Origin of the sequence: Kitasatospora sp. NPDC058170, assembly GCF_042883905.1 — a bacterium.
Classification (GTDB): domain Bacteria; phylum Actinomycetota; class Actinomycetes; order Streptomycetales; family Streptomycetaceae; genus Kitasatospora.
This window is the reverse complement of record NZ_JBHVUV010000012.1, coordinates 1-19,260: the sequence shown is the minus strand read 5'-3', so window position 1 is coordinate 19,260 and position 19,260 is coordinate 1. Positions and strand designations below refer to the sequence as shown.

Genomic DNA, 19,260 nt, shown 5'->3' with positions numbered 1-19,260 from the left:
CGGACCCCCGACGACGAGGTGGCTCAGGGCGAGCTCGGTGAAAGCCGGCGCGGCGACCGCAGGTTCCGCCGCGGCGGCGGCAGCCCTGACGGCAGCGAGGGCTGTGCCGCTCGGCCCGGGTCGCTTCGCTAAGGACGGTGCTCAGCCAGGCGCAAAGCCGCGCGGTGCGGGCAGCGAGGACGAAGAGTCGACGGGACGCCGGGGCGTCCTCGACGCCGAACTGCCGGACGACCAGGCGGTGTTCGGCGTGGGCCGCCTGGAAGAGCGCGGCGGCAGGGACGAGCGTGCCGGCCTCGTACCGTTCGAGGGCCTCGATCCGCGCCTCGCACCACTGGACCTGCTCGGTGAAGGGGGACCGGCCCTCAGGACCGGGACGCTGATCGGGTGCCGTGATCTGCGCGAGGGCGGAACGGGTCTGGGCGGCGAGGCCCCCCGCAGGAGGAGGGCTCGGGTGCGCGGTCCTTTCGGCAGATGCTGTGCGCTGTGCAGAGCGAGTTCGGCTCCTCCACTCGTGTAGGGCTGCTCCAAGAGCACGGCGTCGCTGATGACCAGGTTCAGCCAGTTGGGCCATCCGAGTCGGTGCACCTCGTGGTCCGGGACACCGTGGATGTGGGCCATGGTCAGCTGCGCGCTGCGCTCCGGGAGTGTCCGTCCGGATTCCCAGCGGGATACGTTCTCCCGGCGGGCCGCCATCTGCCCGAACCCCAGCTCGGCATGGGTCTGGGCAACGAGGCGGGCGTAGTCGGGGTGAACCCGCACTCCGCACCCAGCTGCGCGCCGCGCTCGCCCGGGTCGCCGAGCCCTGGGGCGAACCGGCTCGGTCGGTACCGACCCAGGCGACGAGCAACTGGACTGGCCCGAGGCCCGGACCGCTTCGCTAGAACAGCATCACCACAACGGCACATTCACACCGGCCGCGCACCTGTCTACCGCAGCCCATGCCGAACACCGACTGGCCCTCGGCCTGAACGACAACTTTCCCGCCCCTAGATGAATGATGCGAAGGGGTAGTGGTCGTAGGCGGTCAGCGAGTGCATGACCGTCTGGCCGGTGTGGTCGTTGTGCCAGATCACGCTGGTCAGGGCGAGGACGCGTTGAAGGACGCGGACCATCACTCCCGCCGGGGCACGGCCCTGGTGGCGTTCGAGGTCGAGTTGGGCCTTGAAGGTCTGGTTGACGGACTCGATGATCTGCCGCAGCGGCTTGAACAGCGCGGAGCCGGCCCGCAGGGGCTCGCCGCGAGTACCGCCAGCTCCTCACTCCTCACCGGCGCGTACCCCTCATCCAGGACGCTCTCGACCACCTGCACAACACCGTGCCGCCAGACGGGGTTGCGGCGGCAGCCCGTTCCTGCCGAGTCGCATCAACCCGGGGCATCGAGGTCCGCCCACAAGCTCCGGACGATCCGTTCGTGACGGTGGACGGCGAACTGCTCCTTGACCTGGCGACCGAGCCACTCGGGGAACCACCCAAGGAGGGAGAGAGCTCGGCGGACCTGCCACACCGCCGCTTCCAGATCGCCCACCTGGAGGTGTGCCTCGACCAGCGGGTGCAGGAGCCAGACCGGGGCTCGGAAGGGTGAGGCAGGAATGTCATACCCCAAGATGCTCTCGAACTCCCGGGTGGCACGGCGAGGCTCCTCCAACTGAAGCCACATCAGCGCCTTGCTGACACCCAACCAGTCTTCGTCCACCTCACGGATGACGGCAAGGTTCGGCCGATTGTTCGTCGACAGCTCCGCAAGCGCGGCAGAGGCCAGTTCCATAGCCCGGACAGCAGCAGACCGCTCACCGAGCCGGGCATGGACACGCGCTTCGCGCGATTTGGTCACGACCTCCAGCCGACCGGACAGGCCTGGCCATGCCGAGCGGGATGCGTGCAGGAGGAGATGAGCGTCCTGCGGGGAACCGGCACGTAGGTGACAGGCGGCAAGGTTGGACAACTGGGCCGCCAAAGACTCGGCCGCCCCCAAGGAGGCCGTTGCCGCCGCTGCTTCGAGCAGGTAAACCTCGGCGCCGGCATGGTCTCCGGAGGCTGCCGCGAGCCGGCCGCACAGGTCTGCCGTCCGGGCGTGGACGGCAGCGGTGCCTGCACCGTCGGCCGACCACCGGTCAAGGCGGGAGACGAGCACCCTGACCACACCAAGATCTCCCTCCACGGCGGACAGCAGCACCTGCGGGTTCGCATCGAGGCGTAGCGCCTCTGCGGCCCCGACCCGGGCGTCGATCCATGCGGCCAGTCCCTCGGGTGAAGATGGCGGTCGTGACGACGTCACAGTGTCCAACAGTCGCTGCACGTGCGAGGCCAGGCGGGAGCCTGAGAATGTGGTGATGCCATGGCAGACCGGCCGAAAACCCGTGGATCCACCAGCGCTCCAGCCCGGCAGCCAGCGAGGCCAACCGAGGCGCAGGACGTCAGCGAAGGGAACGTCATGGATCTCTGCCATCGCCCGTTGCGTGTCGAGGTCAGGCGTGACCCTTCCGGATTCCCACCGCGCGACCTTCTCCCGGCGGGCTGCCATCCGCCCGTTGCCGTGCATCGCTCTTCTGTCGCTGACCAGTTGGACGTAGGCCGACTGGGAGAGGCCCAGAGCGGTGCGTAGCACTGCGAGCGGATGCCGCGTCATGGGAATGAGCCACCAGTCTCGTCGAGGTGGCGGCAGGCGCGCCTGCCGGTGACGACACGAAATCGTATGGCGGGCTGCGGATTCTGAACCTCTCAGTGCACACGGAGGCACCTGCGAGACACGGCACTCTCCTGTCGCAACGATTCCCAATCGGGCCCGTCAGGAGCGTTGGTGACGCTTGGCGGACGGGCGATGCCGTTGGCCTTGATCTTTCATGACGGTCCGTCGGTTCATCCTGCGGGCCGTTTCGGCTTTCGTGGCCGATGGTGAGCGTACTTGCGGCCCGGCTGTCGCGTCGGGTGGGCGCCGGGTTCCAGTGATCCGACCGGAGGATGACTCGTCGGGACAGGAGGTCGTTGCTGCTCAGTCGGGGTTCGGCAGGGCCTGCAGGCGCTCGAACGCGGTAGTGATCGTCCCGGCCCAAGGCCAGTGGCGGGCCAGACGGAGTCAGCGACGACGGCCGGTGGTCACCAGTTGGGCGGCGGCGGAGAACAGCCGCAGTCGCAGGCGCTTGGGCTCCCACCGACGCGCGCGGGCCCGTCCAGGGCGAGCATGGGCATCCAGGCGAGCAGGTCGAGTGCGAGCTGGACGATCTCCAGCCAGACCTGGTTCTGGGCGGCGTCGTGCAGGGGCAGGTTGCGCAGGCCGGTGTCGCGGGCGGCGCGGATCCGCCCCGGAAGTCCTCCGCCGCCTCCCCACCGCGCCTCCCTCCGGCGTGGGGACCGGCACGGGCGGCGGCCTGCGAATACCTGACGTGCTCTACTGGCTCCACCGGATCGAACTCTGTGATGTGAGGGCTCAGGACATAGTTAACGTGATGTTCTCGGGACACCCTTGACAGTTTCTGATGGTCATTCAGATGCTTCGGGTGTGACTCAAGAGGCGGAGAGCCAGCAGCAGAGCGACTGGTTGGTCGAGCAGAGGTACCGGGCGGTGCTGGAAGTACTTGACGGTTCGCCGATCACGGAGGTCGCCCAGCGGTATGGGGTCTCGCGGCAGTCGGTCTACACGTGGAAGGCGAAGTACGCCGCGGGTGGCTTCGAGGGTCTGCGGGAGGCATCGCGTAGGCCGCGGACGAGTCCGACCAGGTTGCCGGCTGAGGTGGAGGCCCTGGTCTGCGAGATGCGCCGGTCCCATCCACGCTGGGGAGCGCGACGGATCGCCTTCGAGATCGAGCGGACCGGCACGAAGCCCGCTCCGTCGCGGGCCACGGTCCACAGGGTCCTGAACCGCAACGGTCTCGTGCGCCCACAGGAACAGCAGCACCGGCGCAAGTACAAGCGGTGGCAGCGCGAGACCCCGATGCACCTGTGGCAGCTCGACCTGGTCGGCGGGATCTACCTCGCCGACGGGCGCGAGTGCAAGATGCTCACCGGGATCGACGACCACTCGCGCTTCATCGTGGTCGCCGAGGTGCTCACCGTCCCCTCCGGCAGGGCGGTCGCCGACGCGTTCGTGCGGGCCATGCGGATCCACGGGGTGCCGGCCGAAGTGCTCACGGACAACGGCAAGCAGTTCACCGGCCGCTACACGCGGCCCAGGCCCGCAGAAGTGCTGTTCGAGCGGGTCTGCCGGGAGAACGGGATCGGCGCAAAGCTGACCAAGCCGTACTCACCGACGACCACCGGCAAGATCGAACGTTGGCACCGGACCCTGCGACGGGAACTGCTCGACGACTGCGGGCCGTTCGCGTCCCTCGCGGCAGCCCAGGCCGCCATCGGCGAGTGGGTTCAGACCTACAACCACCTCCGCCCGCACCAGGCCCTCGACATGGCCACACCTGCCAGCCTGTTCCGCCCCAACCCGCAGCCGGAACCCGTAAAGGTCGTGCCTGCCCAGCGGTCCGAGGCCGCGCCCGTGCCCGCTGAGTCGGCCCCGCCGGCGCTGGTGATGACGCCGTCGGCTGGCGCGGTCGAGTTCGACACCGTGGTCCCCGCTGGCGGGCAGGTCAGCATCATCCCTTCAGTCCAGCGCATCCGACTCGGCGCCGAGCGGGCCGGCCTGCGAGTCCAAATCTGGGCCGACGAGAACACCGTCCACGTCCTGGTGAACGGCGAGGTGGTCAAGACGGTGGCGTCCAACCTCGATGCCGAGCACCTCCACCAGCTCAAACTCCGCGGAGCGCGCCCGGCCGGGCCTCCACCGGCTCTCCCTGCCGTCGACCGCCTGGGTGACCTCCCAGCCGGCCACGCGCTGGAGCTCGAACGCACCGCTGATCAGGACGGCTGGATCGCCCTGGCCACCAAACGCGTGAAGATCGGTCCAGAGCTCGCCAACCGACGGATCACCGTCCGTCTCGACGGGCACCTCCTCCATGCGGTGCACAACGGGCAGCTGGTCAAGACCCTGCCCTCGCCCTTCACCGGCGGCGAGCACCCACGGCTCCGCGGCGCCAGGCTCGCCACGACCCAGCTGCCGCCGGCCCCAGCCGCCGTCACCGTTGAGCGCAAGGTCCCGAACGACGGCGTCGTGATGGTGGCCCGCCAGCGCCTGCGCGTCGGCCGGACCCACGCCGGGCGGATCGTCACCATCTACGTCGAGGACACCCACTTTCGCGTCACCTACGAAGGCGCCGAGATCTCGCTCCACGCACGCCAGGACCAACACCCCGTGACCCGATGGAAGGCCAAGATCCACGCACCGAAACTCTGAGCGCGCCAAGACTTCGTGCTCTACGTTGATCGACATGAGCGCCTTGGGCCGGACCTACCGCTATGTCGGGCCGCGCCATGTGATTGATGCTGTCCAGCCAGCGGACGGTGGCGCCACCGTCCGCACGGCCGCCGACTTCGCGGACTGGGTGGCAGCCCAGACCGTCGAGGGGCTGAACGAGCCCTTCACCTTCGTCATCGACACGGACGGCGCTCTGCGGCTGGCCCCACGCCGCAGCGAACACGTCGCCTGCGCGAGCGGCGACCGGGTACTGGGCGCTGGCGAGGTCAGCTTCTGCACCGACGCCGGACGCTGGGCGGTGAACGAGGTCAGCAACCAGTCGACCGGCTACTGTCCGGACGTTGCCTCATGGCCGGCTGTCGCGAACGCACTGGATCAAGCCGACCTCGACCACCCGGACTACTTCACCCACGCAGTGGTCTTCCGTCGATGTCTTACTTGCCAGGAGCACAACATCGTGCGAGAAGACCACTTCGTCTGCGTCTTCTGCGACGCCGACCTACCCGGGCGCTGGAACGTCGATCCGAACGCGTCACACCCAGACGGGCCCTGATCTCGTCCATCGCAGCACTGCCACCGGCTCGGCGAACCGGCTTCGAAACACGATGCCCGGCCATGTCCAGTAAGTCTTGAGCCTGTCAAGGATCTGATGAGCCGGAAGTGTCAACTGAGTCCTGAGACCTCACACCACAAACTCCTCCACCGCAGCTGCGCTCGCGCACGAACCGGACATGAGGCGCCACCTCACGGTGCCCTCCAGTCCGACGCCTGCGCTCAGACGACGGGGCACGCCGTCGCCGTCCTGACCCGCGCCGTGCGACAGGCGCTCGTGCGCGCTGGCAGTCAGCCGCAACCACGGTTCCAGACCGGTGAGATCGACTGGGAGTACTGGATCCACGCCACCTGCAGCCTTCGTGCGGAATCGGCGATCTGCGCGACGCCCGCCGCTGATGCCTGTGCCGAGTACCACGCGCCGGCCGAGCAAGCCCCCACCCTCTAGGAGGACATGGCGAGCGTCGAGGTGTTCGGATGGTGGCTGGCCACAGCGGACCCGCTCTACCGGGCCTGGCTCGAGGGTCCGCTGTGCGGGGCCCGGTGCCCCGGCGCCGCTCCTCCCGGACCGTCATGCCTTTTACGAGGCCCACCCGGCGCCGACTGACGGATGGGACCTCCGGGCCGAGCTGTCCACCTCCGGCTGCTTTCCCCTGGGCAGCCTCGAACGGTACGTCCCGCACTCCCGCGGAGACTGGTGGGCCATCATCATCGCTACCCCCGACTTCGTGGACGATCCCCGGGACTGGCCGGAGCCGACCGCCGCAGTGGTGGCGAGCAGGGTGCCCTCCGGTTCGGCCTCCGGTTCGTGCTGCTACGTCCTGGCGAACGCGGTCCACGCCCGCCAGGCCCTGGCCACCATCGCTCGCGGGCGGGAGAGCAACCGTCTTGAGGACCTGGCGACCCTGCTGTAGGAGAAGCGATGAGCTCGACCGCCGCCAGCATCACCCGGTGCGGTATGGCCGCGGGTGGCGCCGGACAGGTGTCCGGCCGCGGGCCGACCGGCATATGCCCTCACACCTCATGTGAAGAGTCAAGGCCCGATGGGGTGTCTACCGTGTTGCCTCTTCAATTTGAACCCTCGAACAGTACATGCCAGATTTATTCACTGTTCAATAAGAAATCTCCGATCCGCTAGAGGCAGGCCCTCGTGGACATATCTGATGGGCCGACGTGGCCAAGACACCCGCTGGTATTGCTGAGGGCCTCGACCGGCCTGTCGCAGAACGCATATGCGCAGTTGATCGCTCGCACCGCCGCGGAACTCGGGCTTGGACGGATGGCTGCACGCAGGGAGAAGGTGTCCCGCTGGGAATCCGGCCGGATCGTCCCGGAGTTCAGCGCCCAACTCTCCATCGCCCACATCCACAACATCGACCAGGACGTCGTGCTGCGCTTGGGCTGGCCGCAGTGGCTCACGGCAGCCAACGGCGACCGCGACATCCCGGAGCAGCAGCCATGGAGCTGGCAGGCCGCCATCACCGTGTCCCGGCAGACTGTGGCGATGGGAGATCCCGGTCCCGGACTGATCGCCCCCGGACCATCCCTCACCGCCCAGATCCGCGGCGCCATCTCCGCCCTGCGCAGTGGCTCCCGTCCCCTCGACCGGGACGGCCCTCAAATCACCCCCGATGTCGTGACCTGGGCCGAGCACCGTATTCGAGCCCTCGAACTACTTGAGGCCGGCAGCCCCCTCACCCCGGACATGCTCCACTACTCCGCCCGCGCCGAGCACCAGCTGATCAGCAATCTCTTGACCCGCTGCGGTTACGACCGCACAACCGGTGCCCGGTTGCTCCGGCTCGCCGCTCGCAGCGCTGCCCTGTGCGCCTGGACGAGCGCGGCGCTGGGGGAGGAACTCAAGGCCGAGCGCTACGCGCTTGCAGCGGTCCGCGCCGCCTCCGCCGCCGGGGCGCCGCGGCTCACCGCTGCCTGCCTCGGACTGCTCGCCAGCGGGTCCATGCGCCGCGGCCAGACCCAGGACGCTCTCGCCCTGCTACAGGCGGTCGACGTGGTCTTCCCCCGCCCCACCCCCCGACTGGCCGTCATCCTCCATTCCACCCGAGCCATCGCCTTTGCCTGGTGCGCCGACCCCACCGCCGCGCGGGACTCCCTGCGAGAAGCCGAACGCGCCCTCATCGCAGCCGATCCAGAGTGGGACGAGGAAGCCGATCCCCACGCCGGCAACATCGACGAGGTGTTCCTCACCCTCGCCACCGGCTACACCTGGCTGCGCCTGGGGCAGCCGACCCGTGCACTCCCCTACTTCAAGGGCTTCCTCGATGACGGCACACCCTCAGACCGGCCCCCGACACCCTACGACGCCGTCCAGCTGTGTGCAGCTGCGGAGATCCAGGCGGCCGCCGGGCAGATCGAGGAAGCCGCAGTCACCCTCCGCCGCGCCGTCGACCGCACGGGCGGTCTGCCTCCAAGGCTCGCCGACCAGTTCAGGCGGCACCTGGCTCCCCACGCCGAGACTCCGTTCGTGCGAGAGTCGCTCGACTATCTGTCCGAATGGCATTGATGACTTCTCAGACGCCCCGGTTTGTTTGTCGGCACCTCCTGGATGCCCTGATCGGTGAACGCATCCAACGGGCCCTCATCACCACTGCGCGACCTCCTCGACCTGGAGGATCACGCCGAGGAGGTCGCACGGTTCGCACGGCCATTCCGACGCTGGCGCCCGGTCGGAGGTCGGCCCGCTCCACCGACGCCACCGCCGGTGCAGCCAAATCGGCCGGAACCGCCCCCCTGGCGGCGCCTCGCCCGCCGCCGGATCCTTGGCTAGGACACCGTTGCCGCCAAGGTGGACCTTCAACCCCTCGTGGCCCGGGCGGCCTCCGAACCGGTCGGGTTCAGCCCTGGTCGGCGTCGAGATGGTTCCCGACCTCGGCGCCTTCGACGGCGAGGCGGACCGTGGTGGATGTCCACGGGAAGGTCGCGAACGCGGAGTCCACGGTGGCGGCGCCGTGCGTGGCTCGCCGGATCCCGTCGGGCGTCACGATCCACGATTCGTTCGTCCCGGGGTCGAAGTCGGTGACCAGCTTCCCGTCCGAGGACATCACGAGCATGGAAGCGGTCTCGGCACCCAGCAGGCCGGCCATTCCGCTGGCACTGAGGTAGGACAGCAGTCCTACCTCCCGTAGGTTCGCGGCTTTACCGGCTGCGATCTTCACGGAGTGGTGCTGGACGACCTCGACGACAGTGCGGATGGCGGCGGCAGCTCAAGGTGCCCAATCCCGGCGTGCTCGCCACCTTGAGGAACTGCACCAGGTCGCCGAACGTGGTGATGGTCTCCGGCAGTTCCATGGCACTGGTGGCGGCCTTTGTCTCGGTCACCCCGACCGCGAGCAGCACCACGTCGGTGGCCAGGTCGGCGAGTGCCCAGCCCGGACGGGGCACGGCCATCACACGGATGCCCTGGCCGACTTCATTGGTCAGGTGAATCTTCTTGTCGAGCACCACGGCGTGAACTCCGTTCTCAAGCCGGTGCCGCCCCGCACCACGCGCGACTGCACTCGGTCGCGACGCGGTGCGGATACCGGATTTCTTCGTGCCTCAAGGCTGCTGTCGCGGCCGAACGGGAGAACAGCGCATTGTGGAAACGTGAGTGGTGATCACGGGAACTCGGTCACGATCGGCACGAATTCGTACCGGACAGTCGGGTGAGATTTCCTATTGCCATGGAGGGTTGCGATCGAATCGGCCGCATTGCTGCCGGGTTCGGATTCTCCTCCCGTCTTTCGTCGGGAATCCAAAGGGATGGGCGGGGCCGTGCCGCTCCTCCGTGCAGTCAGTTGCGTTCGTAAGCGGGGAGGCTGGAAGCCGCCTTCGAGCCTGGTCGTGGACCGCCGCTCCGTCCGCGCGAGCGGAGGACCGCGCGGCCGCGCAAGTCTGTTCGAAGTGCCTCCTGGTGCCTCTTCGCGGACGCCGCAGGCCCGAACCATGAACACTGGCTACGATTCCGTTTCGTGATGAGGCAGGCCTTCATCCCTTCCCCGAACGAAACCGGTGGCTCCCCATGACGCGGCATCCGCTCGCACTGCTACGCGCCGACATCGGCATCTCCCAATTGGCGTACGCCCGGCTAGTCAGCAATACCCGAGCCGCTCACGGCAACGGCCGGATGGCGGCGCGCCGGGAGAAGGTCGCACGCTGGGAATCCGGCAGGGTCACACCCGACCTCGCCACCCAACAGGCGATGGCGGAAATCCACCGTGTCTCCGTCGCAACGGTCCAGCGCCTCGGCTGGCCCCGGTGGCTCCACGTGCCGGCCCGCAAGGAACTCGCCGGTACGCGCCCGATTCCCCAGGGCACTGTCCTCGACAGCTCCCAGCTGGCCGCGCTCGTCCACCGGCTCTTGGACGATGCGGGACGCGCACGGCCGGGAGTCCCGCCCACCGGACTGGCCGCACGGATCGACCGCCGGGCCACGGCCGCGGAGGCTCTGCGTCTCGATGTGAATCCGCGCGCACTGCTCCTCGCTGTCGAAGGCGACTGCAGCCTGCTCAGGACGGCTCTCGCCGGACTCGACCCATCGACGGCCGAGCACGCGGGCACCGCCCTCGTGTACGGCCGGACGGCAGACCTGTGTGGTCGTCTCGCCGCCGCTACCGGGGATCACGCCAGAGCCGAAACGTACCTGTGGATAGCGGCCCGCGTGACGGCCTCCGTCGGATGCCTCGACGCCCTCGCCCTTCAACTGGCCAACCTTGCCACCTGTCACCTACGGATCGGCTCCCCTCACGACACCCGGTTCCTGCTCCGGGCATCACGTGCACTCGCAACAGGACCGTCGTCCCGAATAGAAGCCGTGATCGAGTCACGTGAGGCACGCGCCCACGCTTTGCTGGGCAACCGCCCGGCCGCTCTCCGGGCCCTGGAGCGGGCCGCCGCGGCGCTGTCCGGGCGTCCGATGGACATTCGACCGATTCCCGCCACCGTCCGTGAGGTCGATGAGGACTGGCTGGGTGTGAGCGAAGCCCTAACCTGGCACCTGCTGGGAGACCCCCGTCAGGCCGCGCACGGCTTCGCGCCGATCGTGGCCCGCGGAAAACCCATGTCGCCCTTCCGGGTACCAATCTGGCTCCTGCGGCCCCTCGTCGGCGTGCACCTCCAGGTGGGGGACCTGGAGACTGCCGTGCGCCAGGTCCGCCGCGGCCGTACGCTCTTCGGCCCGCTTCCCGAAGAGCTCGTCGCCCACCTCCGGAAGGAGTTCGGGGCCTACCGCCACGAGCCAAGCGCCCGGGCTTTACTGGCGGTGCTCCGTGACCGGTGACAGCCCGTTCGGGACGGAGCCGTCAGCCACCGCGGCACGATGCTGCGACGACCGCCTCCAGCCGGGTTGCGGCGATCCCGGTGCCTCGGTGAGCGTCCGACACCCGCTCACCATCCTGCGCCTCGGCCTTGCTCTCTCCCACGCCGACTACTCGCGGCTCGTCGCGCGAACCCACCTGGAATTGGGCCACGGTCACATGGCCGCGCGACGCGAGAAGGTGTCCCGTTGGGAGAGCGGCCGGGTCGTGCCCGAACGGAGCGCCCAACTGGCCATCGCGCGCATCCACAGCGTGCCGACCGCCGAAGTCGGCTTCCCCTGTTGGCCCTTCTGGCTCTACCCGTACAGTCGCTTGGTGCTGATGACCACTTGGCCGTGGCGCTGCGGCGACGTCGTCGACACCTTCCGGGGCCCTGGTCCGGGCCGGGGGCTCGGTCCGGCGCATCAGAGCTCCCTCGCGGTGGCGGGCAGTGGTCTCCGAAACTTCCTGCTTTACGCCATGGCGGCGCTCGCGGACCGTTCGAAACCCCGGGAACCCCCGACCGCATCGAGCGTCCGGGACGTTCTCGAAGGACGCGTGAGTGATCTGGAGGGCATGCACCGCGAAGCGATGGGCTTCGGCCTGGAAGCGGCCGTCGCCGGCGAATTCGGCTTCCTGACCGAGATCTTGGCGGGTTCCGGGAACGACGGCGTGACGCAGTCCGCCATTCTGGCCCTGCTCGTACGGGTTGCCGTCGTCGGCGGAGCGGTCCACCAGGAGCGGTCGCAGTTCACGGCCGCGGAGGAGTATTTGCTCCTCGCGGTGAGAGCGGCGGTCGCCATCGGATCCGAGCCGCTCGCGGCGAGTTGCCTGACGAGCCTAGCGGCCCTGCACGAACGGGCAGGGGAGTTTACCGGCAGCCGCACCCTGAGAGCGGCTGTCTCCGCGGCGTTTCCCAGGGACGCAGCAGCCATGTCCCGGCTCTGAGATCCTCCGCGCCGGCGTCGGGGCCGCCAGTCCTCATCGCTCGCGGACAAACCGGCGCCGCTGTCTGCTCGGCATCCCACAAGGCGCTGGGTCCTCGGGTCGTGGGCTGGTGGAGTTGTCCCGCGAACGGGCAACGCCCAGCCGGGCAGTGCTCGACCGGACAAAGGGAAGTGAAACATGACGCTCGGCATTTACAGCAACGTGCACGTCGCCAACCACATGGATGAGGCCATCTACGTGATGCCGATGGCCGATCCCGGCTGGACGCTGGCCGACGTGATCGTCGACTCGGCGGTGGTCACGGCGATTCTCGGCTTCTCCGGCTTCTCCGGGATGCCGGCGGCGTCGGTGACCTTCGGCAACCTGGTAACGGTCCTGAGCGGTATGGGGACGATGGGGACGTTGGCCGCCGCTCTCAAGAAGTGCTCGATCGTGATCCCCGCCGGGCGAGTCGAGAATGTCTTCAGCCGCTTCCGGGTCACCGCGACGTTCATCGCGAGTTCCATCGCCGGAATGCTCGACGCGAAGACGGTCGACCTGCTCATCGTGGCGGAGGACGGCCGCACCGTGCACCTCACCACCAATCCCGACCACTCGTGGATCGCCACCGACAAGGGCATCATGCGGGCGGTCTACGGAACCCTCAACACGGAGGACGAACAGGCCGGTTTCGTCCCGTGGGTCACCCACGGGACGGAGGACGACACCGTGGAGCTCCCCGTCATTGGCAGGCAGCAGGAGGGGGCCTGACCCGGCGCCCGGCGGCCCGTCTCCCGGCACCTCAGGTGGGCGGTCGCCGGGGTGGATGACTCCGCAACCGCTGTAACCAGTCGATCGACAATGATCCACATCCACGTCAGTGACGACATCATGAAAACCGCCCCGCATACGGCAACCGGCATCGACCCTCGCCGGGGCCAGGACCTGGCGATGACCGCCAAGCTCCCGTACCACTGGCACCTGCGCAAGGTGATGGCGGACCGAGGGATGCGCCCTCAGGGTGATGGTCGGCAATGCCAAGGTAGTGGGACTGGGCGAGGAGGCGCACGGGCAGCCGGTCGCGGTGCCCGCGGTATCGGGCAAGGGTGCACCAGTTCTTCAGGTGGGCGATGCCGCGCTCAACCGGGATACGGCGTGAGGAGTCTTCGAAGCGGGCCCGTTCATGATGGGCCATGGGCCATTGGACCTGCTCGAGATTCTTCCCGCGACATTTTCTCGGAGTGCGCCACGACCAGCACCCGTCGATGTCAACGACCACGTCGCCGCCCGCGGCCGGAGCGAGCCTGGACGGCCAACCGCCACACCCGCTAGCGGACTTCGGCCCGGGACTGTCGGATGGCCGCCGACGCGCGAGGGCCGGCTGCGGCAAGGGCGCGGACCGGCCGAGAGACCGTCGGATCCGAGGCCACCGGCCCGAACACATTCGAGCGACTGCAGGCCCCTGCCGAACCCCCGACCGACCAGCAACGACTCCCTTTCCCGACGAGCCATCCTCCGGCCGGAGCAGTGGAAATCCGGCGCCCACCAGACGCAACAGCCGGGCCGCAGGCATGCCCGCCACCAGGCCACGAAGCCGAAACGGCCGCCGGATGAACCGACGGACCGCCACGAAAGATTGAGGCTAGACATGACGCCCTGGCCGCCTTGGGGAAGCCACCAGCTCGGCCACGGGGGCTCAACAAACGGGAGGATCGTCGGAGCGCAATGGCAAGGACGGCCCGGGGCGGGACGCGGAACCTCAGACGCCCCGCTCCAGGCTCCGCTTGAGGCTGCCCCAGCTGACCGCAGGACGTCCGTCAAGGAGGTGCTTACCATGCGCCTTGGATAGGACGTGGGTGAATCCACAGACCAGGACGAGGTACTTTCAGTACACGTGCCGGGAGCAGTAGGAAACCCTCGATGAGGCGCGCCGAAATTTTCTGCCGCGACGTGACGGAATTGTTGGCGCGAACTCACTCAGCAGCTCCAAGGGTCGAGCGCCGTCACATGATGAAGGTGTATCAATTCGAGTCGCGAAGACTTCTCGAATCTTTAACCATCCACTTCAAACCAACGGGAGCGGCATTGCTACCGAATGACTTAAGCTGCGAAGAAGAGCAGACCACAACTCTCCTCCCTGTGAGCAAAACCATCGGCGCCCTTGTGATCAGTTCAGTCGATTCAATTCCTCCGCCGCTGACACCGTTCACGCCCAGCCGAAAGGCTCTTCGCCGGAAGGACCCGGTCACTTGATGGAGTACCACGAGCGTCGGCGTGCCACGGCCTGGATGCGGCCGGTCCCCGTAGCCGCGGCGGGGGCCCTGCCGCTCGGCAGCGACGGCGTGCTCTCGGACGTGCCCGACGGCGTGCCCGGCGAGGTGCGCGACGACGGGTGCGGCGCCGACGCCGCGAGCCTGACGGCTGACCGGCTCCACCGCCGGGTCATCGGCGTCGACCCACAGGCAGCGCCGATGAACGACGGGGAGCTGGCCGCGCTGGGCGATCCCATGGCGGTGCTCTTCTTCCGGCGGGGTGTCTTCCCCATGACGGTCGGGGAACTGCTCGCCGGCCTGCCGCAGCCGCCAGGAGGCCTGCCGAACGCCGTCTACCTGATCGGCGAGGCCGGGCAGGTCCCGTTGAACGCCTCGCCGCCCCCGTTCCGTGACTTCCGGTTCGCAATCACCCGCACGGCGCTGCAGAGCAAGGATGTCGACCTGCTGATCAGTACCGGCGCGGGCGATGACCCGGCCACCACGTTCCTTCAAGTGGCGGCCTGGGACGCGGACGCCGGTGTGTTCAACTACTACTCGCGCATCAGCCCGAGCTGGGTCTGGTCGGGGGACTCCTGGGCGGCGCTGGCGGAGGGCTCCCGCGGCCGGGGCTGCTTCGACAGTCACATCAACGGCAGCGTGGTGATGAAGGAACTGGCCCTGCCATGGAGCAACTGGCAATCCCAGGCCGCGACGATCAACCTCCCCGCCAACAGCCCGGTACGGGCCGACCCGCTGTTCGCTCAGGTCGTCGGCGCGGAGAACCTGGAGTTGACGGTCCGCGCGCTCGTCGGCCGGTGGACGGCGGCACGGCTCGCGGCCGTCACCCGGACCGGCACCGTGGAACGGCCTGATCACCTCCTGCGACAGCTCTTCACCACAACCTCGGTCAACCTGTCCAGCAGCGCGGTCCAGAGCGCCGCCGTCACCCCGGCGAGCCAGGACTTCCCGCTGCCGGTCGGCTTTTGGTTGAACGGCGACGCCCTGATCAACGACCTCGCCCTGCCAGTCACCGCGACCGTGCCCCGGGCGCCTGCGGCGAGGTATCTGGCCGGGCTGAGGACGTTCGGCTTCCGTCTCCAGGAAAAGGCCACCGGCTTTCGACGGTCTGGGGACACCTTTTTCGCGTTCGTGGTGCCGGAGGCCGCCTTCGAAGACAACGACGTGGTCCGCCGGATGGTGCAGAGCGGGCTCCTTCCCGCGAAGTTCGCCGCGTGCGCGCTCATGGTCGACTTCACCAACCCCATCTTCAGCACCGACCGGGCCCGCCTGATGGCCTACGTGCCGACGGGCCCCGCCCCGGCCGCCGGCCTCGCCGAGGAGATCGCCCGGGCGATCACCAAGGCGGCAGATGCATTGCCGGCCACCAGCCCGGAGGCCCGGTTCGCCGCCGACTGGGCCCTGCCCGACGCCGACTGGCCGCAGACCTTCGCTGGCCGCATCGACGCCTACCTGGGGGAGGTTTCTGCGCGCATCGGCACATCGTCGGGATTCGAGGACTACCTGCGCCTGGCGGAGTCCCGCCGCCGGGACTTCAAGACGATGCGACTCAACGAGTTCGAGCTCACCCTCCCGGCAACCAACATCCCCGCCAATGCCGCCCGCCTGGCAATGCTGGCGAACGCCACCGTCACCCCCGCCCCGGTCCCTGCTCCCGACCCCACGCCCACCCCTGGTCCCTGACGCCCGGCCCAACCATCCAGCCCACCCCGTCCGGCCGGGACCAGCTCCGAGGCCGGACCACCGCAAAGGAAGCACCCATGAGCAAGCTGCCCTCGTACAACCCGCCCGGCCACCTCACCGACCTGGACGGCGCCGGGTTGAAGGCCTGGAGCACGCAGATCAGCGACCTCATCGACACGTCGATCAACGTCCCTGACCCCGCCGTCAGCTCCCGAGGCCAGTTCTACAACCTCACCCGGACCGACACCGCCGCGGACGCGACCGAGGCCACCGTCACCTGGACGGCGTTCCCCCGTATCATCAAGCTCACCTCAATCGGGGACCTCCAGCGTTGGAAGCGCGCGGACGCCAGCCGCGACGTCCAGGACGAGTACTGCGAGTGGAGCGTCACCCGCGACACCACAGGGAAGATCACCAAAGTCACCTTCACCTGTGAGGGGCCCGAGTACTGGTCCCTGCTGGCACAGACCAACCCCGCCGCCGTCCTCGCGCTGTACCGGACGTTCGTCGACCCCGCCGTACAGCAGGACGACCTGTTCGGGGTGGACGGCAGCTACAACCCGCTCAACCGGTGGAACGACTCCACCTCGCACGGCGCGATGCACCTGATCCAGAGGAGCAACACGCTCGGCGCAGAGATCGAACTCGCTGCTGCTGCCACCATCGTCCGGATCATAGACGGTGAGGAACTCACCACCGAGCAGCAGCTGATCCAGTGCGGCATGTACGGAGTGCCGGAACGCAACAGCGACCCCCACATCGGCGGCGCGGTCAACGAGATCGCCCGCCAGAAGGCCGACATCTCGCTCGCCGACCCGGTCGGTCTCTACTTCAACGACCTCTCCACAGACGGCTGGGCCACCCCCGACGGCTCCGACCCGAAGGCCTACTGGACCTACGTGCGCGGCGACGCCAGCCACCCCGTGCGTGCCGTCTATGAGGTCCCGCAGGACCAGGGGTTCACCGTCGGCGACATTACCATCAACGGCAAGCCGATCCAGTTCGGCGCCCAGATCGCCGACTTCATCACCATCAAGCTCACCGCCGTCGCCTGCCGCTTCGGCCTGAGCACCACGGCACCAAGGACTACTTGTGGTTAGTCTGCTCAGCCTGCGCTTGCCGCACCGAACACCACCCCACTTGCGGTGTCAGGCCCTTCGCCTCACCGAGTCACCCGCCTCAGTCCCCGCCCCTGACTGACGGCAAGCACCCTGCGTCTGTGGCCGGGGCCACCATCTGATTGTCCAGAATAAGAACGGACTCGTGTGGCGGGGCCCGCCGGCTGTGCCGGCCACCCCCGCCACACGGTGACGTTGATGGCGCCGGATAGCTTCTGGCTGCGTAGGTGAGACCTGGTTCTGGTCCAACTTCTGGGCTCTGTCGCTATTTCGGGGGTGGCAGCCTCGTGATCATGGTGAGAGCAAAATGCGGCGCCGCAGGAGATCGAAGTTGGCACGCCCGTACATCTGCCTCTTCAACAGCTTAAAAGTTACGTGGAATCCGCCGGGGTGATCATGTCTCTCCGGTGCAACCACGGACTTGGGAGATGTGTTGAGCGGCACGACGGTGCTGATGGAGAAGTGGCCGGTGGTCGGCCGGTACGAGCAGGCGGCGGCCTGGTTGACGATCTGGACGGATCTCGGCCGTGCGCCCCGCACGATCAATGCCTACGCCCGCGGGCTGGCCGAGTACCTGCTGATGTGCGAACGGGAGACCATCGACCCGGTCACGGCGAACCGCGCGCATATAGCCGTCTACGTGCGGGAATTGACCTCACGGCCGCATCGTCGAGGGGCCAATGTGGTTTCGATCGACTCGGGGACAGGACTGGCCAACGCCACCATCCAGCAGCGTCTGGTGCCGGTCCGCCTGTTCTACGACTTCCTCATGGAGGAAGGCCTGCGGGAGTCGAACCCGGTCGGCCGGGGCCGCTACACCCCGGGGCGCCAGAGGGGTGGGCAGCAGCGCGGGCTGGTGCCGCGGCTGACGAAGCGGCCGTGGATCCCCAGTGAACAGTAGTGGCTGGGGATCCTGCAGGTCGCGCGGGAGAAACCGGTCAGCACCCGGGCGATGCTGGCCCTGGCCTACGATGCCGCGCTGCGGCGGGAGGAGCTGTGCTCACTTCGGACGGACGACCTCGATCCGGCCCACCGGACGCTGAAGGTGCGGGCGGAGACGACGAAGAACCGGCTCGAGCGGGTGGCGTCGGTGTCGTCGGCGACGGCGTAGGCGGCGCGGGCGCCGCTCGGGGCGGGGCCGGTCTGAGGGTTGGGTCTCCGCCGACGCCCTGGAGCTGGCGGATGACCGCGACGACGGGGTCGAGCCCGCTTCCAGCGGATCTCCAGGAGGCGTTTGATGGAAGCCAGTCCGGCCGTGACGTCGGCCATCTCCTTGTCCAGAGCTGCACGCTCCCTTAGCGGAAGCGAAGGCCGCAGGTGCTCGGAGATGAACGTCAGCAGGAAGTCGATGCAGCCGCTGCTGCGGGCGAAGAAGAAGCGCCGACCGCCGGTCGGCGGCCGGCCGCATCCACATGACGTGACCTGGCGCTGCCGTACCCATGCGGAGTTCGGGACCTGCCCGAAGTCGGGTTACGGCAACCTCGAACACGTCGAGGAGCACATCGTGACCTGGCTAGAACAACACGCCGCTCCGCCGCCGGACCTGGAGCAACGCATCGCACGCGCCCACCGGTCGGTCCCGGTATCGCTGCCGGTGCGAGCCAGCGCCGCAAGCGTGCTTGCCGAACTCGATCGCCAGGAGGACAACCTCGCGAACGCCGTGTCGGTTGGTGCGATCAGCATCGAGGCGGCCCGGCGCAAACAGGAGAAGATCACCGCGAGGCGCCTGGAGACCCAGGAGAGGCTGACGGAAGAGCACATGTCCGCCGAGGTCCACGGGGCGGGGCAGAAGGTGCCCTCGGCGAGTTTTCTCGGGCTCCGCGCCGAATGGGAGCTCGCCAGCCCCGACCAGCGGAACCGGCTGCTGCGGACTGTGGTGAAGCAGGTGCTGGTCCGGCGGGGGCGCGGAACCCCGTCGGCGGACAAGTACGAGATCGTTCCCGCGCGGGCGGCGTAGGCGATCGAGCGATCTGACAGGCGGTAGTGCGGTGCGGCGGAGGCGCCAGGCGATCGCGCGACGAAGCGCGACCTCATCCGCCCTGCCCTTGCCGACCGTGCTTGACACCGATCACCGGCGGCGTAGCATCTGCTCCGGCTCGTCATGCATTCGCCGGCGC

The 19,260-nt window shown here is 68.4% G+C and carries 15 protein-coding genes and 2 pseudogenes; 12 read left to right on the top strand and 5 right to left on the bottom strand.

Annotation, left to right across the window (positions count from 1 at the left end; translation table 11 throughout):
* Positions 1-986: 986 nt before the first annotated feature.
* The 3 genes and pseudogenes from ACFVVX_RS15135 to ACFVVX_RS15125 all read right to left on the bottom strand — a co-directional run.
* A pseudogene (locus tag ACFVVX_RS15135) lies at positions 987-1,241 on the bottom strand (IS982 family transposase); the annotation flags it as partial.
* A 122-nt stretch (positions 1,242-1,363) separates the two neighbouring features.
* Positions 1,364-2,626, bottom strand: a complete 1,263-nt coding sequence (locus tag ACFVVX_RS15130) for a hypothetical protein (RefSeq protein WP_387945437.1) — start codon at positions 2,624-2,626, stop codon at positions 1,364-1,366.
* A gap of 363 nt (positions 2,627-2,989) precedes the next feature.
* A pseudogene (locus tag ACFVVX_RS15125) lies at positions 2,990-3,297 on the bottom strand (transposase); the annotation flags it as partial.
* Between the two features lie 199 nt (positions 3,298-3,496).
* On the opposite strand from ACFVVX_RS15125, the gene ACFVVX_RS15120 reads away from it, so the two are divergent.
* The 4 genes from ACFVVX_RS15120 to ACFVVX_RS15105 all read left to right on the top strand — a co-directional run bounded on the left by ACFVVX_RS15120 (position 3,497) and on the right by ACFVVX_RS15105 (position 8,375).
* On the top strand, positions 3,497-5,278 hold the full coding sequence (locus tag ACFVVX_RS15120) for an IS481 family transposase (protein ID WP_387945435.1): 1,782 nt from the start codon (positions 3,497-3,499) through the stop codon (positions 5,276-5,278).
* A 34-nt stretch (positions 5,279-5,312) separates the two neighbouring features.
* Positions 5,313-5,852, top strand: coding sequence for a hypothetical protein (locus ACFVVX_RS15115; protein ID WP_387945433.1), 540 nt, complete (start codon positions 5,313-5,315; stop codon positions 5,850-5,852).
* Positions 5,853-6,579: 727 nt separating this feature from the next.
* Complete coding sequence (locus ACFVVX_RS15110; protein ID WP_387945431.1) at positions 6,580-6,765, top strand: hypothetical protein; 186 nt, start codon at positions 6,580-6,582, stop codon at positions 6,763-6,765.
* A 326-nt stretch (positions 6,766-7,091) separates the two neighbouring features.
* Positions 7,092-8,375 (top strand): hypothetical protein, encoded by a 1,284-nt coding sequence (locus ACFVVX_RS15105; protein ID WP_387945429.1) that lies wholly within the window; start codon positions 7,092-7,094, stop codon positions 8,373-8,375.
* Positions 8,376-8,706: 331 nt separating this feature from the next.
* Here the strand turns inward: ACFVVX_RS15105 and ACFVVX_RS15100 are convergent, their stop codons facing one another.
* Entirely contained in the window at positions 8,707-9,027 is a 321-nt protein-coding gene (locus ACFVVX_RS15100; RefSeq protein ID WP_387945427.1) for a hypothetical protein, read from the bottom strand.
* Positions 9,008-9,316, bottom strand: coding sequence for a hypothetical protein (locus tag ACFVVX_RS15095; RefSeq protein ID WP_387945425.1), 309 nt, complete (start codon positions 9,314-9,316; stop codon positions 9,008-9,010). The genes ACFVVX_RS15100 and ACFVVX_RS15095 overlap by 20 nt, the downstream gene beginning before the upstream one ends.
* Positions 9,317-9,872: 556 nt before the next feature.
* Here ACFVVX_RS15095 and ACFVVX_RS15090 point away from each other — a divergent pair.
* The 8 genes from ACFVVX_RS15090 (at position 9,873) to ACFVVX_RS15055 (ending at position 19,100) form a co-directional block, all read left to right on the top strand.
* Entirely contained in the window at positions 9,873-11,129 is a 1,257-nt protein-coding gene (locus ACFVVX_RS15090; protein WP_387945423.1) for a hypothetical protein, read from the top strand.
* Positions 11,119-12,093 carry a hypothetical protein gene (locus ACFVVX_RS15085; protein WP_387945421.1) on the top strand — a complete coding sequence of 325 codons (975 nt, stop codon included), beginning with the start codon at positions 11,119-11,121 and terminating at the stop codon, positions 12,091-12,093. The genes ACFVVX_RS15090 and ACFVVX_RS15085 overlap by 11 nt, the downstream gene beginning before the upstream one ends.
* A gap of 177 nt (positions 12,094-12,270) precedes the next feature.
* Complete coding sequence (locus ACFVVX_RS15080) at positions 12,271-12,843, top strand: hypothetical protein (protein ID WP_387945419.1); 573 nt, start codon at positions 12,271-12,273, stop codon at positions 12,841-12,843.
* Positions 12,844-14,414: 1,571 nt separating this feature from the next.
* The gene (locus tag ACFVVX_RS15075; protein WP_387945417.1) at positions 14,415-16,025 is read left to right on the top strand and encodes a hypothetical protein; all 1,611 of its coding nucleotides are present in this window, start codon (positions 14,415-14,417) and stop codon (positions 16,023-16,025) included.
* Positions 16,026-16,102: 77 nt separating this feature from the next.
* The gene (locus ACFVVX_RS15070) at positions 16,103-17,125 is read left to right on the top strand and encodes a hypothetical protein (RefSeq protein WP_387945415.1); all 1,023 of its coding nucleotides are present in this window, start codon (positions 16,103-16,105) and stop codon (positions 17,123-17,125) included.
* Positions 17,126-17,576: 451 nt separating this feature from the next.
* Positions 17,577-18,044: a site-specific integrase gene (locus ACFVVX_RS15065; RefSeq protein ID WP_387945413.1), complete on the top strand. Its 468-nt coding sequence runs from the start codon at positions 17,577-17,579 to the stop codon at positions 18,042-18,044.
* A 3-nt stretch (positions 18,045-18,047) separates the two neighbouring features.
* A complete protein-coding gene (locus ACFVVX_RS15060; RefSeq protein WP_387945818.1) occupies positions 18,048-18,254 on the top strand; it encodes a site-specific integrase in 207 nt (68 codons plus the stop codon).
* A 216-nt stretch (positions 18,255-18,470) separates the two neighbouring features.
* Positions 18,471-19,100 carry a hypothetical protein gene (locus tag ACFVVX_RS15055; RefSeq protein ID WP_387945411.1) on the top strand — a complete coding sequence of 210 codons (630 nt, stop codon included), beginning with the start codon at positions 18,471-18,473 and terminating at the stop codon, positions 19,098-19,100.
* The last annotated feature ends 160 nt before the right edge of the window (positions 19,101-19,260 follow it).

Coding starts and splice junctions, on each gene's coding strand:
- ACFVVX_RS15130 (WP_387945437.1), bottom strand. CDS start 2,626: ATGACGCGGCATCCGCTCGCAGTGCTACGCACCGCTCTGGGCCTCTCC.
- ACFVVX_RS15115 (WP_387945433.1), top strand. CDS start 5,313: ATGAGCGCCTTGGGCCGGACCTACCGCTATGTCGGGCCGCGCCATGTG.
- ACFVVX_RS15090 (WP_387945423.1), top strand. CDS start 9,873: ATGACGCGGCATCCGCTCGCACTGCTACGCGCCGACATCGGCATCTCC.
- ACFVVX_RS15080 (WP_387945419.1), top strand. CDS start 12,271: ATGACGCTCGGCATTTACAGCAACGTGCACGTCGCCAACCACATGGAT.
- ACFVVX_RS15070 (WP_387945415.1), top strand. CDS start 16,103: ATGAGCAAGCTGCCCTCGTACAACCCGCCCGGCCACCTCACCGACCTG.
- ACFVVX_RS15055 (WP_387945411.1), top strand. CDS start 18,471: ATGAACGTCAGCAGGAAGTCGATGCAGCCGCTGCTGCGGGCGAAGAAG.